We start from the raw sequence: 15,000 nt of genomic DNA, 5'->3' as shown, positions 1-15,000 counted from the left end.
GCTCGACTTGCATGTATTAGGCACGCCGCCAGCGTTCGTCCTGAGCCAGGATCAAACTCTCCAAGAAAGTTGATTTAGCTCATAAAAGTTACGTTGGCTAGTGTTTTTGACCGAAGTCAATCACACTATAATTTGTTTATTGTTGACGTTTGTTTGTTTAGTTTTCAAAGAGCAATTTTTATCGCTTTGTCGAAAGCGACTTTTTAATATTAACAGATTGTTAATATTGCGTCAACCACTTTTTTAATTTGTTTTTTTAAAATGTTTCTATGTTGTGGCAACAGATAATAATATACCACCATTACAAAATCAGCGCAAGACGTTTTCGTCACTTTTTTTTCAAAATGCTAATAGACAGAATATTTAGACTGATTTTTACCACAAAAAGTCTTTATTTTATTTAAAAAAGCAGGCCAAATTCTTTGGCCTGCTCATCATTTATTAGCGATGACGCATCAATGGGAATAATAATACATCACGAATAGATGGTGAATTGGTTAATAACATCACAAGACGGTCAATACCAATTCCTAAACCTCCAGTTGGAGGCATGCCATATTCTAAAGCTTCCACGAAATCATCATCCATTAGATGTGCTTCATCATTTCCTTGTTCACGTTCTTTTAATTGCGCTTCAAATCTTTCTCTTTGATCAATAGGATCATTTAGTTCTGTAAATGCATTGGCATGTTCACGTGCGACGATAAATAATTCGAAACGATCTGTAAAGCGTGGATCTTCATCATTCTTTTTAGCAAGTGGAGAAATTTCTACTGGGTGCCCATAAACGAATGTTGGCTGAATTAATGTTTCTTCGACCTTTTGTTCGAAAAATTCGTTTACAATATGCCCATATGTCATATGTTCAGTAATTTCCACACCGTGCTCTTTAGCAAGCTGACGAGCTTCTTCTGTGCTCATTTCTTTCCAGAAGTCGGCTCCTGTTACTTCCTTAATCGCCTCAACCATATGGACTCGCTTCCACTCCGGCTTTAGCTCAACCTGGTATTCGCCGTATTGGACAGTTGTTGTACCAAGTACTTCTTGTGCAACGTGGGCAATAACGTTTTCTGTCAAGCTCATGATATCACGGTAATCCGCATACGCCTCATATAATTCAATCATCGTAAATTCTGGATTATGACGAGTTGATACACCTTCATTACGGAATACGCGGCCGATTTCATAAACCTTCTCTAGCCCACCCACAATCAAACGTTTTAGATGAAGTTCAATCGCAATACGCATGTATAAAGGCATGTCCAACGCATTATGATGTGTAATAAACGGACGAGCGGAGGCACCACCTGCAATTGCATGCATCATTGGTGTTTCAACCTCTAAATATCCATTGCTGTCTAAATATCGACGCATGGATTGAATGATAAGAGATCTTGTGATAAATGTGCTTTTGCTCTCTGGACTCATGATTAAATCCAAGTAACGTTGACGATAACGTTGTTCGATATCCTTTAAACCGTGGAATTTATCTGGTAACGGACGTAACGCTTTTGTTAATAAAGTAAACTCTTGAACTTTAACAGATAGTTCCCCAACCTTAGTTTTAAATAGAGTACCGGCAACACCAACGATATCTCCTAAATCAGCACTACCAAATAATTGATACTGTTCTTCGCCGACAGCATCGCTACGAACGTACAATTGTATTTGACCTGTTAAGTCTTGAATATGAGCAAATCCGGCTTTTCCTTTGCCTCGCTTAGTCATAATCCGCCCAGCTATTGATACAGAAACATTTTGTTGCTCAAGTTCTTCTTTTTCTAACTCACCGTAAAGGTTTACTAGTTCTTGAGAGTTGTTGGAACGTTCAAATCGTTTACCGAATGGATCAATACCTATTTCACGTAAATGATTCATTTTTTCGCGTCGAACCCTCAATTGGTCATTTAATTCTTCCTGGCTCATTTGTTTGATCACTCCATTTATAAAACTTTTTATGTCAGCCATTGGCGTTGAGCACTTACACTTTTTTTGCATACTTTATTATTTTACACAATCTTGACAGTTCAGACATCATAAAAGTATTTTAAATACAAATAAACTGCCAGTTTGACACTGGCAGTTTATTGTTTTAACAAAGGTATTATAGAAAAACTTGTTGACAAAGTCAAACTTATCCAACTTGTGAAGTCTGATATTCTTTGATACCGTCTACTAATCCATATAACAGATTAACTAATTCTGCTCTTGTATTACACTCATTTATACCGTTACGAACGATAGCGTTTCCTTTGATGCCCTTTAAGTACCACGCTGCATGTTTTCTCATTTCACGTACACCGATGTTTTCATTTTTCAAAGCAATTAGTCGATCTAAATGGAGTACACAGACATCAATTTTCTCTCGAGGGGTTGGCTCACCTATAAGTTCACCTGTTTCTAAGTATTTCACGGTGCGATAAATCATCCATGGGTTTCCTAGAGCAGCTCGACCAATCATGACTCCATCACAACCAGTCTCTTCTATCATCCGCTTTGCATCCTGAGGAGTATTGACATCCCCATTACCAATGATCGGAATATTGACTGCTTCTTTTACTTGGCGAATGATATCCCAATCCGCTTTACCTTCATACATTTGATAGCGTGTCCGACCATGTAAAGCAACGGCTTGACCGCCAGCTCTTTCAACAGCCAGCGCATTCTCAACTGCATAAATATGGTCCGGATCCCAACCCATTCGCATTTTTACGGTAACAGGTTTATCAACAGCGTCTACCACTGCAGCCACCATTTCGTAAATCTTATTAGAATCAAGAAGCCATTTTGCACCAGCATCTACTTTTGTAATTTTCGGAACTGGGCACCCCATATTAATATCAATGATATCCGCATTAGAATGCTTATCAACAAACTGAGCTGCTTCTACAAGTGTCTTCTTCTCACCACCAAAGATCTGGAGGCTAAGCGGTTTCTCTTGCTCATCTATATATAGCATATTCATGGTTTTTTCATTTTTATAGACGATACCCTTGTCACTAACCATTTCTGCACAAACTAAACCTGCACCGAATTCCTTTACTGTTAAACGGAATGCTGCATTACAGACTCCAGCCATCGGCGCGAGGACAACTGGATTCTTTAGTTCGATATTACCGATTTTCAACAAACAAGTTACCCCTTTCATCTAAGGTGCCTCTATCTATGCTCCAATGTTATTCTAGTTCATCCGGTGGCGTTAGTTCTTTGACGTCAATTTGCAGTATTGCCGCAACCTCCTCAAGAAATTCTTGAGTTGGAATCCGATTGCCTCGCTCGATTTCCCCTAAAATCGAAACAGACACACCGACTTTTTTCGCAAAATTCTCTTGGGTAAACCCTTTTAGCTTTCGAAAAGCGCGAATACGTCTTCCCCATTTATCCGCTTCCATATCCGTACTCCTTCTTTATCAGGTAGTTTCTCCACCCATAATTTCAAAGGTTTCTCTATCTTCGGTACGTGAATGTGATGGTTGATTTCTAAGAGAGGTATTAACACAAATGCTCTTTGATGCATCCGAGGATGAGGAACTATTAACTCTTCTGTTTCAATATTTTCTTGATTATACATTAGAATGTCAAGGTCTAATGTTCTTGGCCCCCATTTAATTTCCCTGATTCTGCCAAGGTCGTTTTCAATTTTTAAAGATAACTTTAGCAGTTCTATTGGGGAAAGTCCAGTTTCTACTTGTATCACCATATTTAGAAATGGGTCTTGGTCGACATAGCCAACTGGTTCCGTTTCATAAATTGATGAAATATTTACCACACTTATGTCTTTTTCGTTGGCTAGCGCCCTAATCGCCTGTTTCAAGTTTTCAAAACGATCACCAAGATTTGAGCCGAGCGCTAAATAAGCTGTATTCCTTCCCACTATGATCTGCTCCTTTTTATTTCAACGGCTACATGCTGGTAATGACCAGGGATAGGTGGGTCAGGTTTAATAACTTTTACTGTACATTCTTCTATTGCTGAATAAGCCGTTAGAATGTTAGTGGATATTGTTTCAGCTACCGCTTCAATTAATTTGAAGGGTGTTCCCTCAACAACTTCTTTACAAATGGAAAATAACTCAGCATAGTTGATTGAATCATCAAGATTATCTGTTTTACCTGCTTGCTTTAAATCGCAAGACACGATTAAATCAACGATAAAACGTTGACCAAGTGCTGTTTCCTCAGGAAATACACCGTGATAACCGTAAAACTCCATTTGTTTTAGTTCAATTTTGTCCACTATACTCCCCCTTTGACATTAAAGCATCCATCATTTTTGCTGCTCTTACGATTTCCTTAACATCATGAACTCTAACGATTTGGCACCCTTTTTGGATTCCATAACAAACCGTCGCCGTCGTCCCTTCTAATCGTTCACTTGGTGGCAGGTTTAAAACATTACCAATCATCGACTTTCTTGAAGTCCCCAATAACACAGGAAAGCCAAGCGCTACGATTTTATCCAAGTTTCGCATTGTTTCCAAGTTTTGTTCAAGATCTCTGGCAAAGCCAATACCTGGATCAAGAATGATGTTTTCGTCCTTCACTCCTGCTTGTCTGACCTTAATAATACTTTCATAGAGGTCGACTAAGACATCACGCATGAAATCATGATAATTACGCTCGGGTCGGTTATGCATCAAAATGATTGGCACCTGCAGATCTGCAGCCACTTTAGCCATGTCTGGGTCCGCTTTTGCTCCCCATATGTCATTAATAATATGCGCTCCGGCCATGACTGCTTGACGGGCTACCTCCGCTTTATAGGTATCAATTGAAATCGGAACTTGAACCTTTTCAACAAGCGCCTGAATCACAGGGATTACCCTGTCTAATTCCGCTTGAACAGAAATTTGCTCATAGCCAGGACGGGTTGATTCCCCGCCAACATCAATGATATCAGCTCCTTGCTCAACCATTTCGATTGCATGTTGAACAGCACGATCGATTTGATTAAAATGGCCTCCATCAGAGAAAGAATCCGGAGTCACATTTAAAATCCCCATAATTAACGTCTTATCACGATAATCAAGTGTATAAGGTCCACACTTGATGATGCTTTTTAGGTCTTTTTTCATTCAACAAACCTCCTGAAAGTTAACCACTGTTCCTGACAGGGGACAAATTCCTTCATAACCTTCTCTTATTTTACATGAAATTACAATATTTTTCATTGTAGCAAGAAAATGAAGTCATGTCTCATTTCATTTCCTTTATCTCCAATATACTGCATAAAAAAAAGGCATCGGCCGAAGCCTTTGCCTTTTTAGCAACATATTAATCTTCAAATTGATAAAGTGGTGTACTAAAGTAACGCTCACCGTTATCAGGAATAATCGCTAATACTTTTTTACCTTTTCCAAGCTCTTTGGCAAGTTTAAGCGCTGAATAAATTGCTGCTCCGCCAGAAACTCCTGCCAGGATTCCTTCTTTGCTCGCTGTATTTCGTGCTGCTTCATATGCTTGTTCAGTTGATACTTGAATAATTTCATCGTAAACGTCTGTATTTAACACTTTTGGTACGAAGCCTGCTCCAATACCTTGGATCTTATGCGGACCAGGTTTTCCACCTGATAATACTGGTGAATCAGAAGGCTCTACCGCATAAACTTTAACACCAGGGATTTCTTCACGAAGAACTTGACCTACACCAGTAATCGTTCCACCAGTTCCAATACCTGCGATAAATGCATCTAATTGTCCGCCAACTTGCTCAACAATCTCTTTAGCTGTTGTATTTTTGTGAACTTCTGGGTTAGCAAAGTTATTGAATTGCTGTGGAACGAAGTATCCGTTTTCCTTAGCTAATTCTTCTGCTTTACGGATTGCACCGCCCATACCTTCAGGTCCAGGAGTTAATACTAACTCCGCACCGTATGCACGAAGTAAATTGCGGCGCTCTAAGCTCATGGTTTCTGGCATTACTAAAATAGCTCGATAACCTTTAGCAGAAGCAATCATCGCTAAGCCAATTCCTGTATTCCCACTAGTTGGCTCAATAATTGTATCGCCTGGTTTTAATACTCCTTCGGCCTCTGCTGCTTCAATCATCGATAAAGCAATTCGGTCTTTTACACTACTTCCAGGGTTAAAATATTCTAATTTTAAGTAAACATCTGCGCTGTTTTCGTCAACTACACGATTTAATTTCACGATTGGTGTTTGCCCAACTAAATCTGCTACTGAATTTGCTACACGTACCATATTCTCTCCACCTCTTAATCCGAGTATTTTCATAGGTTTAATTAAATCCTACCAACTTACTCAGTATTTGTCAATCATTTTTGCGGGAAAAATTAAAAAATTTCTGCAGTAATCACCTTTTAAAATAAAACAGGGTAATAAAAAGGGTATTTGTTATGCAAACAGATACCCTTTTCTCGACTTTATTAATTTTCCTTATTCCCGTAAAACCATTCAACTTTCGCTTCGTTCCAGAAAACATCAGCATTCAATTTAGCTCCCATTTGCTCGAGCGCAAGCTGACGCCTGATTTGGTTTTTAACCTCGCTATATGAGTACTTCTTTTCAGAAATTTTTTCTTTTAAAAGAAAAATAGTATAACCTTCATCGGTTTTGTGTGGACCAGTCCATTTCCCCGGACTTAGTTTCTTGATTTTCATCAGGACTTCTGGCGTAACTCGTTCTTCCTCTTCACTGACAAAGCCAATATTACCACCTTGACTGGCAGATAATGAATCAATCGATTTTTCCATCGCTAACACTTCGAAGCTAGAACCTTGCTCTAATTCCTCGATAGTTTGCTCAGCTTCTTTTTTTGTATGAACAATGATTTGCGCTAATTGAAAGGAATTTGGAATATAAAACTGTTTTTGATTGTCATCATAATAGTTCTTAAGCTCTTTATTGGAGATTGCCACGTCCTTTGTGAGAATTTCCTCAAGCAGCAAGTTTAACTTTATTTGTTCCTTAAGCTTTTCTTCATTTTCTTCAAGGTTTTCCACATAGGAAGAGGTTTTCACAAATAATAATTCGCGCTCTACTTCCTTGTCAGTCACTGTGATTTTGTATTTTTTCGCTATTTGCTTAATAACCTTTTGATCAACTAAATCCTTGAGTACGCTCTCGCCATGCCTTGCTTCCATTTCATTTAGCCATTCCTGACGGCTAATCTTCTCGTTTCCAATCGAAGCGACTGATTCCCCTTGGTCATCTGACCGTAATTGAAAATAAGCAATGGTCGCAATATTGAAGACAACTAGACAGGCAATAACAATAAGATAGTGCTGTTTTTTCACAGACCTTCCTCCACTGCTTCTCCGTTATTGAGCTTCTCTATGTAACTCAGATAGTTCTTCTTTTGTGAACAAATAAAATTCATTACAAAAATGACAATGCACTTCGGCCTGGCCATCTTCTTCAATCATATCCTCAATTTCCTTTTTACCTAATCCAATAATGGCTGTGGCAAAACGTTCTTTTGTACAATTGCAGGCAAATTTAACCGGGAGAGTTTCCAAGAACTGAACATTACCCTTTCCTAACACTTCCTCAAGCAGCTCCTCTGGCGAGAGTCCCCTTTCAATCAAGGTCGAGACCGGTGGCATTTGTTTGAGACTTGCTTCAATCTTCGAGATCGTTTGATCATCTGTATCAGGCATAAGCTGAATAATAAAACCACCTGCAGCTAAAATCGAATTATCTGGATTCACTAGGACTCCTACGCCTACGGATGAAGGCACTTGTTCAGAGGAGGCAAAATAGTAAGTAAAATCCTCACCTAATTCGCCGGAAATAAGTGGTACTTGACCAGAGAAAAAGTCACGTAACCCAAGGTCCTTAACCACCGTGAGCATACCGTCTCTACCAACTGCTTTTCCTACATTCAATTTACCTTGATCATTATTTTCAAAGTGAATATGCGGATTTGTTACATATCCACGTACTTCTCCCTTTGTATTGCTATCAACTAAAATCGGACCGATGGGCCCGCCACCTTCGATTTTAATCGTAAGCTTGGCATCATCCTTCAACATCGCGCCCATCAACGCTCCAGCAGACAAGGTTCGACCTAATGCCGCCGAAGCAATTGGCCACGTGTTGTGCCTCTTTTGTGCTTCCGATACGGTTTCAGTCGATCTAACCGCATACGCTCTAACCTTACCATCAAAGGCTAGTGCCTTAACTAAATAATCGTTCATGGATTTGCTCCTTCCTTGATGACCTGATTATTTCTTTATGTTTTCCATATTTCGTTTATAAATTAATTTAAGTCCCTTTAAAGTTAGATACGGGTCAACCACATCAATCACTTTCGATTCTTCAGCGATTAATGTTGCTAGACCACCGGTAGCAATAACCTTTGGTGTTTCAGGACTTTGCGCTTTCATTCTTTGCACGATACCTTCCACTTGGCCGACATATCCATATAAAATACCTGCTTGCATCGCCGAAACGGTATTTTTACCAATGATATGGTCAGGACGGACGATTTCAATACGCGGTAGCTTTGCTGCTCTAGAATATAAGGCTTCTGTCGATATTCCGATCCCAGGTGCAATTGCCCCGCCCATATATTGATGATGTTCATTTACATAACAATAGGTAGTGGCCGTGCCAAAATCAACAATAATAAGTGGGCTCCCGTATTCATGAATCGCTGCAACTGCATTTACAATTCGATCTGCTCCCACCTCACGAGGGTTTTCATATTTAATATTGAGTCCTGTTTTGATACCAGGTCCGACCACAAGCGGCTTAACGTGGAAATATTTGTTACACATTCTTTCTAGCGCAAACATGATGGGAGGAACAACCGATGAAATAATGATTCCATTAATTTCTGAAAAAGATAAATTAGCATGGTCAAATAATTGCTTTACGATCATCCCAAATTCATCTTCTGTTCTATTTCGATTCGTTTCAATTCTCCAATGGTGTTTAAGTTCATCATTGTCATAAACACCTAAAACGATATTTGTATTACCAACGTCAAAAACAAAAATCACCGTACTCACCACTTTTCAATATTTTATCTCTAATGTGCATCATAACATAATTGGGATTAATCGTGAAAAAAAGGCGCTCGCTTGGAGCGCCTTTCTATGTGTTAATCAATTTTATTGTTAGAATCGTCGTCCTTGTTTTGTATTTCATCCTGCTTGGCAGAAATATTAACAATTACATCATCTAAGGTTGTCGTTGTCGTATCATTGGATGCACTAACCTTGCGATCAGGCAGAGCGCCATGATCTTTAAGGCTCTTAATTTGTTCTGCATCTAATGTTTCAACCTCTAACAAGGTATTGGCAATTAAATTCAAGAGCTCTCGATTTTCTGTTAAAATTTTTCTAGCATTTTCATAACAATCTTTAACGAAACGCTGCATTTCCAAATCAATTTCATATGCAATTGCATCTGAATAGTTTTGCTCGTTGTTAATGTCTCTACCTAAGAATACTTGACCTTGGGCTTGGCCAAATTGCATTGGTCCGAGCTTGTCACTCATTCCGTACTCTGTGATCATCTTGCGAGCGATACCTGTGGCACGCTGGAAGTCATTGTGAGCACCGGTACTTACTTCACCAAATACAATTTCTTCAGCAACGCGTCCACCGAGTAAACCAGTAATTTTATCTAACAATTCAGGCTTGGTCATGAAATAACGATCTTCTCTTGGCAACATAACTGCATAGCCGCCAGCTTGACCACGAGGGACGATTGTAACTTTATGAACCATATCAGCTTGGTCAAGAATAAGACCAATTACAGTATGACCCGCTTCGTGGAAAGCAACAATATTACGTTCTTTTTTAGAAATCACGCGGCTCTTTTTCGCTGGTCCAGCAATAACACGGTCAGTAGCTTCATCGATATCAAGCATATCAACCTTTTTCTTGTTGCGTCTTGCCGCAATTAAGGCAGCTTCATTTAACAAGTTTTCTAAGTCCGCACCAGAGAATCCAGGTGTTCTTGTAGCAATAGCCCGAAGGTTTACTGCTTCATCAAGCGGCTTATTACGAGCATGTACTTTTAGAACTGCTTCACGTCCATTTACATCAGGACGATCAACTGTAATTTGGCGATCAAATCGACCAGGTCTTAATAATGCCGGGTCTAAAATATCTGGGCGGTTTGTCGCTGCAATGATAATAATTCCTTCATTAGCACCGAAACCATCCATTTCAACAAGTAATTGGTTTAGCGTTTGTTCACGTTCATCATGGCCTCCGCCTAAACCGGCACCACGCTGGCGACCAACCGCATCAATTTCGTCAATAAAAATAATACACGGGGAGTTTTTCTTCGCATTTTCAAATAAGTCACGAACACGCGATGCCCCTACCCCTACAAACATCTCAACAAAGTCGGAACCACTAATAGAGAAGAATGGCACGCCAGCTTCACCAGCAACCGCTCTTGCTAATAATGTTTTACCAGTTCCAGGAGGTCCTACTAATAAAACCCCTTTAGGAATCCGGGCACCTAACTCTGCAAATTTGCGAGGGTCTTTAAGAAATTCAACCACTTCTACTAGCTCTTGCTTTTCTTCATCCGCTCCAGCTACATCTTTAAAGCGAACCTTTTTCTTCTCATCATTGTAAAGCTTGGCTTTACTTTTACCAAAGTTCATAACGCGGCTACCGCCACCTTGAGCTTGGTTTAACAAGAAGAAGAAGAGGATAAAGATAATGATAAATGGAATAATCGATGTGAAAAATGTTACCCAACCACTTGTTTCCTTTGCTGGTAACACTTCAACCTCAGCTTTTGCTGCGGCCTTTTTGATTTGGGACAACGATTCCTCACTGTTCCAAACATAAGTTAAGAAGTATTTTCCTTCTTCGTAATTTTTCAACTGTCCGCGGACTTGATAAACACCGCGTTCAGGCTGTAATGTAAGTGTAGTAACCTGGCCTTCTTCCAAGTATTGAATAAACTTATCGTACGTAATATTTTCGGTAGGCTCATTATTACCATTGAAAAAGCTAACTACGCCAATGATGACTAAAAATATCAATAAATAAAAGATGGTATTACGGAAGATCCGATTCATCCCTTACCTCCTCCCTACTGAGCAAACTATATTAAATAGTATCATAAAAAATTGCGGCATTACAAGGAATTAACCTTGTCAGGATTGCGATTCGCAAGCCGATATAGCATCCCACCTGCTTCTTATTTTTCTCTTAGTTGTTATTTGTATATACCTCAGGTTTCAAAACCCCAATATATGGAAGGTTCCGATACTTTTCGGCATAATCAAGACCGTATCCAACTACAAACGCATCTGGAACAACAAACCCTACATAATCAGCTTGTAAATCTGCTTTTCGACCTGTTGGTTTATCCAGCAATGTAACAATTTTAATTGATTTCGCTTTTCGATAACGGAATAGCTCTACAAGATAGCTTAATGTCAAACCACTATCGATAATATCCTCAATAATCAAGATGTTGCGGCCTTCAACAGATGTATCGAGATCCTTTAAAATTTTGACTTCTCCTGAAGAAACAGTTGAATTCCCATAGCTGGAGACATCCATAAAATCCATTTCTAAATAGGTGTCAATTCGCTTTAACAAATCGCCCATAAATGGCATTGCGCCCTTTAAAACCCCAATTGCCAAAGGAAATTTATCTTGATATTCCTCTGTCAATTCTTGAGCAAGATCCTTAATTTTAGCTTGGATCTCCTCTTCAGTAATTAATATCTTTTCAATATCTCTTTTCATTACTAGTTGCCCCCTAGAAGAATCATTGCATTTATATATTAATTGTATAGTGCCGTTTTCAGGTGTTCCCTCAGCGTCAAATTGGGATTTTTTCAGACCAGGCAACCACAGAATATGATCATTACTATCTGCGACAATCGGCCATTGGTTCCGCAAATGGATCGGGACTTTTTGATCAATAAAGATATCTTTTATCTTTTTTGTTCCAGACATACCTTTTATGCTCATTTTATCTCCATTTTTCCGGGTACGAATCACAAGTGGCAAGTTAATTTGCTGTGGATTCAATGTAATGGAAAAACAATCTTGTGTGTGAGGCTCAGCCTGATTAAATTCGATGGCTAATGATTGTCCATTCGGCAACTCAATCGTATTAGACTCCAGAATTTCATAGTGGTAGGTGTCTGCACACTCCTCAGCAAATTGGAAACTACAATTGTTGTATGAGCGTATTACCTTCAAATCATCTGGAAGATCAAGCTGTCCCGATGGATGGATATTCTTAATTAAGTTGAATATTTGATCAGTATGTATAGATTGAAGCTGGTCAAGCCTGTCAAGATAAAGATATTTTAATATTAGTTGAATCCCTCTCCGTTGTAAAGGCATTGGCATTGTTGAAAACATTTTTATGTCAAGAGAAATTTTTCCCGGTTCTGTTCTCATTACTGTATTCATTTTTTGAACCGTTAATTCCTGTAGAAATTCCTCATCACTTTGAAGTTCTTCGCTAAACCGCTGAAAATGATTATGCACTTGTGGATTTTCTTTTTTTAAAAACGGAAGCACATATTTTCGAAATCGATTACGGCTATAAATATCTTTTTGGTTGCTCGGGTCTCTCCTCGGTACAAGTTTACTCCGCTTGCAATATTCTTCTATCTCATCCCGAGTAACACTTAAAAATGGTCTGATAATTTGCCCATTGTAAAAAGGGCGTGCAAATAAAATCCCTGCTCTTGCCATACTTGAACTGCCACGAGTAAGTCTCATCAATATTGTTTCAATTTGATCATCACCATGATGACCGAGGGCTAAATAATGATATTGATAAGCCTCCATAACTTGATGATAAAATTGATATCGCGATTCTCTTGAAGCAACTTGGGCATTCTTATTCGTCTTTGCAATTACAGCCGGAACATCGATATGCGTAATTTCGCAAGGAATTCCAAGCTCATCGCAATATTTTTTAACAAAAGTTGCCTCAAGATATGACTCTTGGCCACGAAACATATGGTCTACATGCGCTGCGACGATAGATAAATTCCACAATTTTCGTCGTGACCATAAATAATGAAGTAGCGCTAAAGAATCCGGTCCACCAGAAACCCCTATCACCACCCCTTTATTGAATAAGTCAATTCCTTGATGCTTGAGAAAGAGGTCCACCTTATTTTCTAGCATGATAATCTTCCTTATTAATATTGTTAATAAAAGCTTATCATTTTTACTATGTTAGTTTCAAAATATAAAGCCTCATTTTACTAGTTTTTTGCTTTTCGCTCATCGTTTATCATACGAATGACATTCATAATAGTTTCAATATTTTACGGTAAAAGTTGTCCAAAAATATAAATCGTATATAAAGTAACGATAATCGCCGCAATAACCAATGTTTCGATGGTGTTGCTTTTCTTTTTTCGTTTCGTGTGTTGGGCCCTACTTTTTGTGCTGTTTGTTTTTCGTGTTGCACTTGGTGCTTGCTGTGTTTGACGTGGAACATGCTTCAAAGTATTAAGCATGTCGGTCCGCATCTGTCCAGCCGAATTGTAATTCCCTTGTAACGCATTAAGCAGTACTCCATCCAACTTCCTTAGTTCACTTTTTTGACGAATCATTTCTTTTAGTTGAAGGATGCCCCCACTTGTCTTCTTAAAGCGTTTTGGATAGATTGTATTAATCATAATCATGGCGACAGCAAATAAATCATAGCTTGGCTCAGCTTTTCTACTCCCAAGCCCCCAATAACCACGGTCGAAAAACTCGGTATATTCTTTAATCGCTCGCCCTTTAATCGTCGTTCCACCAACATCGATACATCGAATTTGCGGAGGAGGTCCTGAGACAATTAAATTCTCAGGCTTTAAATCTCCAAATACCCATCCATTTTGGTGGAGTTGATCCAAATCGGATAACAATTGTAAAATTAACACATTGGTCCATTCCTGGCCCTTTTTTTGAATATAAGACAAAAGGTCTGGCCCTTCGATATACTCCATTACATAAAAGGATATCTTACCAGTTCGTCTTACCCAATCATCTACATCAAGCAAAGAAGGCCCAAGGGTTGAACCCTGGACCTTAGCAAAGGATTTTAGCACATTTACCTCAGAGGTAATCGACATACTATTATCACTCATTTTTATTGCCACCTGCTTCTGATTGGCAGCTCGAGCCAAGTAAACAATGCCGTTCGCACCGTTACCTAGCTCTTTTACAATGGTATAACGGTTCTGGTGCCATTTCCCTTCGATGATTGTTCCAGGATTGACCTTACACTGACTCTTCAAAGAATGATTCATCATCACGAGATAACAAACTCCTTAGTGATCGTTTTTTCTGGAAGTAAGATAATGCCTCCCGAATCGCAGGTCCAGTTGGAGTAATCCCTCCTGTAATCAACTTAGAAAAAGCCTTTGTTAAATCACTCAAATTTGGAGTCCAATCTAACAGCTTTTCGACATCATTCTTTTTCCCGGGAAATACGAATACCGCAAAACGATTACCACCAGACCGAGCATTTAAGCTTAATGACAAGTCTAGTAATGCCTCTTTAACAGTAGGAAGTTTTTGTTTCATACTCGCACTCATATCAACAAGAATCAGCACCTCTAATTGGGCTGTCTCACCAAGTTCATCAACAACCTCCATCACTTCGCCCCGCTTTTCTGGAGGAAGATCTTCAACCGTTTTAGAACCACCAAGAATATGCTGTAACTCCTTATTAACTAAACCCTGTAGAGTTTGGGTCATCGCTTTTCTTGTTACCATTTGCACCGTTTGAGAAAGTTGAGTTGCATAAACAATCTGACTGACACCTTTACCCGCCATGGCGATATCTTCAATTTCCTGCATGCCTCTTTCATCAATTATATCTTGATCCATAACCCCAATAACATTAATGGTAATCCCCTGCTCATAAGCAAGTGCAGCCATCGCTACTGGGTCTTCACCTTGATTTGAGCAGCCATCAGTTATCAATAAAATCTGCCTTAATGTACCTGTCTTCACTTACTTCCCCTCCTGCACATGATTGCTATCAGCATCGCCACAATAAAAAATTTTTATACATATATTGATGGCTT

Annotated in this window: 14 protein-coding genes, 1 rRNA gene and 1 pseudogene; all 16 read right to left on the bottom strand. The window is 39.1% G+C overall.

Features of this window, described 5'->3' with window-relative positions:
• Positions 1-67: ribosomal RNA gene (locus HHO41_RS18255) — 16S ribosomal RNA — on the bottom strand; the annotation flags it as partial.
• 374 nt (positions 68-441) lie between these two features.
• Positions 442-1,926, bottom strand: coding sequence for a lysine--tRNA ligase (gene lysS / locus HHO41_RS18250; protein WP_169101330.1), 1,485 nt, complete (start codon positions 1,924-1,926; stop codon positions 442-444).
• Positions 1,927-2,134: 208 nt separating this feature from the next.
• Positions 2,135-3,130 carry a tRNA dihydrouridine synthase DusB gene (dusB, locus tag HHO41_RS18245; RefSeq protein ID WP_169101328.1) on the bottom strand — a complete coding sequence of 332 codons (996 nt, stop codon included), beginning with the start codon at positions 3,128-3,130 and terminating at the stop codon, positions 2,135-2,137.
• 46 nt (positions 3,131-3,176) lie between these two features.
• Positions 3,177-3,392: a helix-turn-helix domain-containing protein gene (locus tag HHO41_RS18240; protein ID WP_169101326.1), complete on the bottom strand. Its 216-nt coding sequence runs from the start codon at positions 3,390-3,392 to the stop codon at positions 3,177-3,179.
• A complete protein-coding gene (folK, locus tag HHO41_RS18235; RefSeq protein ID WP_169101324.1) occupies positions 3,344-3,874 on the bottom strand; it encodes a 2-amino-4-hydroxy-6-hydroxymethyldihydropteridine diphosphokinase in 531 nt (176 codons plus the stop codon). Before folK ends, HHO41_RS18240 begins: the two co-directional genes overlap by 49 nt.
• A complete protein-coding gene (gene folB, locus HHO41_RS18230) occupies positions 3,874-4,236 on the bottom strand; it encodes a dihydroneopterin aldolase (RefSeq protein WP_169101322.1) in 363 nt (120 codons plus the stop codon). Before folB ends, folK begins: the two co-directional genes overlap by 1 nt.
• The gene (gene folP / locus HHO41_RS18225) at positions 4,223-5,074 is read right to left on the bottom strand and encodes a dihydropteroate synthase (RefSeq protein ID WP_169101320.1); all 852 of its coding nucleotides are present in this window, start codon (positions 5,072-5,074) and stop codon (positions 4,223-4,225) included. The genes folB and folP overlap by 14 nt, the downstream gene beginning before the upstream one ends.
• A gap of 199 nt (positions 5,075-5,273) precedes the next feature.
• The gene (gene cysK, locus HHO41_RS18220) at positions 5,274-6,200 is read right to left on the bottom strand and encodes a cysteine synthase A (protein ID WP_169101318.1); all 927 of its coding nucleotides are present in this window, start codon (positions 6,198-6,200) and stop codon (positions 5,274-5,276) included.
• Positions 6,201-6,385: 185 nt separating this feature from the next.
• Positions 6,386-7,255 (bottom strand): peptidyl-prolyl cis-trans isomerase, encoded by an 870-nt coding sequence (locus tag HHO41_RS22755; protein WP_169101316.1) that lies wholly within the window; start codon positions 7,253-7,255, stop codon positions 6,386-6,388.
• A gap of 24 nt (positions 7,256-7,279) precedes the next feature.
• Positions 7,280-8,158 (bottom strand): Hsp33 family molecular chaperone HslO, encoded by an 879-nt coding sequence (gene hslO, locus HHO41_RS18210; RefSeq protein ID WP_169101314.1) that lies wholly within the window; start codon positions 8,156-8,158, stop codon positions 7,280-7,282.
• A gap of 27 nt (positions 8,159-8,185) precedes the next feature.
• Complete coding sequence (locus HHO41_RS18205) at positions 8,186-8,965, bottom strand: type III pantothenate kinase (RefSeq protein WP_169101312.1); 780 nt, start codon at positions 8,963-8,965, stop codon at positions 8,186-8,188.
• A 101-nt stretch (positions 8,966-9,066) separates the two neighbouring features.
• Positions 9,067-11,013 carry an ATP-dependent zinc metalloprotease FtsH gene (gene ftsH, locus HHO41_RS18200; RefSeq protein ID WP_169101310.1) on the bottom strand — a complete coding sequence of 649 codons (1,947 nt, stop codon included), beginning with the start codon at positions 11,011-11,013 and terminating at the stop codon, positions 9,067-9,069.
• A gap of 133 nt (positions 11,014-11,146) precedes the next feature.
• Positions 11,147-11,692: a hypoxanthine phosphoribosyltransferase gene (hpt, locus tag HHO41_RS18195; RefSeq protein ID WP_169101341.1), complete on the bottom strand. Its 546-nt coding sequence runs from the start codon at positions 11,690-11,692 to the stop codon at positions 11,147-11,149.
• A 126-nt stretch (positions 11,693-11,818) separates the two neighbouring features.
• Positions 11,819-13,099 (bottom strand): annotated as a pseudogene (gene tilS / locus HHO41_RS18190) (tRNA lysidine(34) synthetase TilS); the annotation flags it as partial.
• A 143-nt stretch (positions 13,100-13,242) separates the two neighbouring features.
• Positions 13,243-14,220 (bottom strand): protein kinase domain-containing protein, encoded by a 978-nt coding sequence (locus HHO41_RS18185; RefSeq protein ID WP_169101338.1) that lies wholly within the window; start codon positions 14,218-14,220, stop codon positions 13,243-13,245.
• Positions 14,189-14,926, bottom strand: coding sequence for a VWA domain-containing protein (locus tag HHO41_RS18180; RefSeq protein WP_169101308.1), 738 nt, complete (start codon positions 14,924-14,926; stop codon positions 14,189-14,191). The genes HHO41_RS18185 and HHO41_RS18180 overlap by 32 nt, the downstream gene beginning before the upstream one ends.
• Positions 14,927-15,000: the final 74 nt, after the last annotated feature.

The sequence above is a fragment of the Bacillus sp. DNRA2 genome (assembly GCF_012843265.1).
In the GTDB taxonomy this organism is placed as follows: Bacteria; Bacillota; Bacilli; order Bacillales; family Cytobacillaceae; genus Bacillus_BU.
The sequence above is the reverse complement of the archived record's forward strand: the minus strand, read 5'-3'. Positions and strand labels throughout refer to the sequence as shown.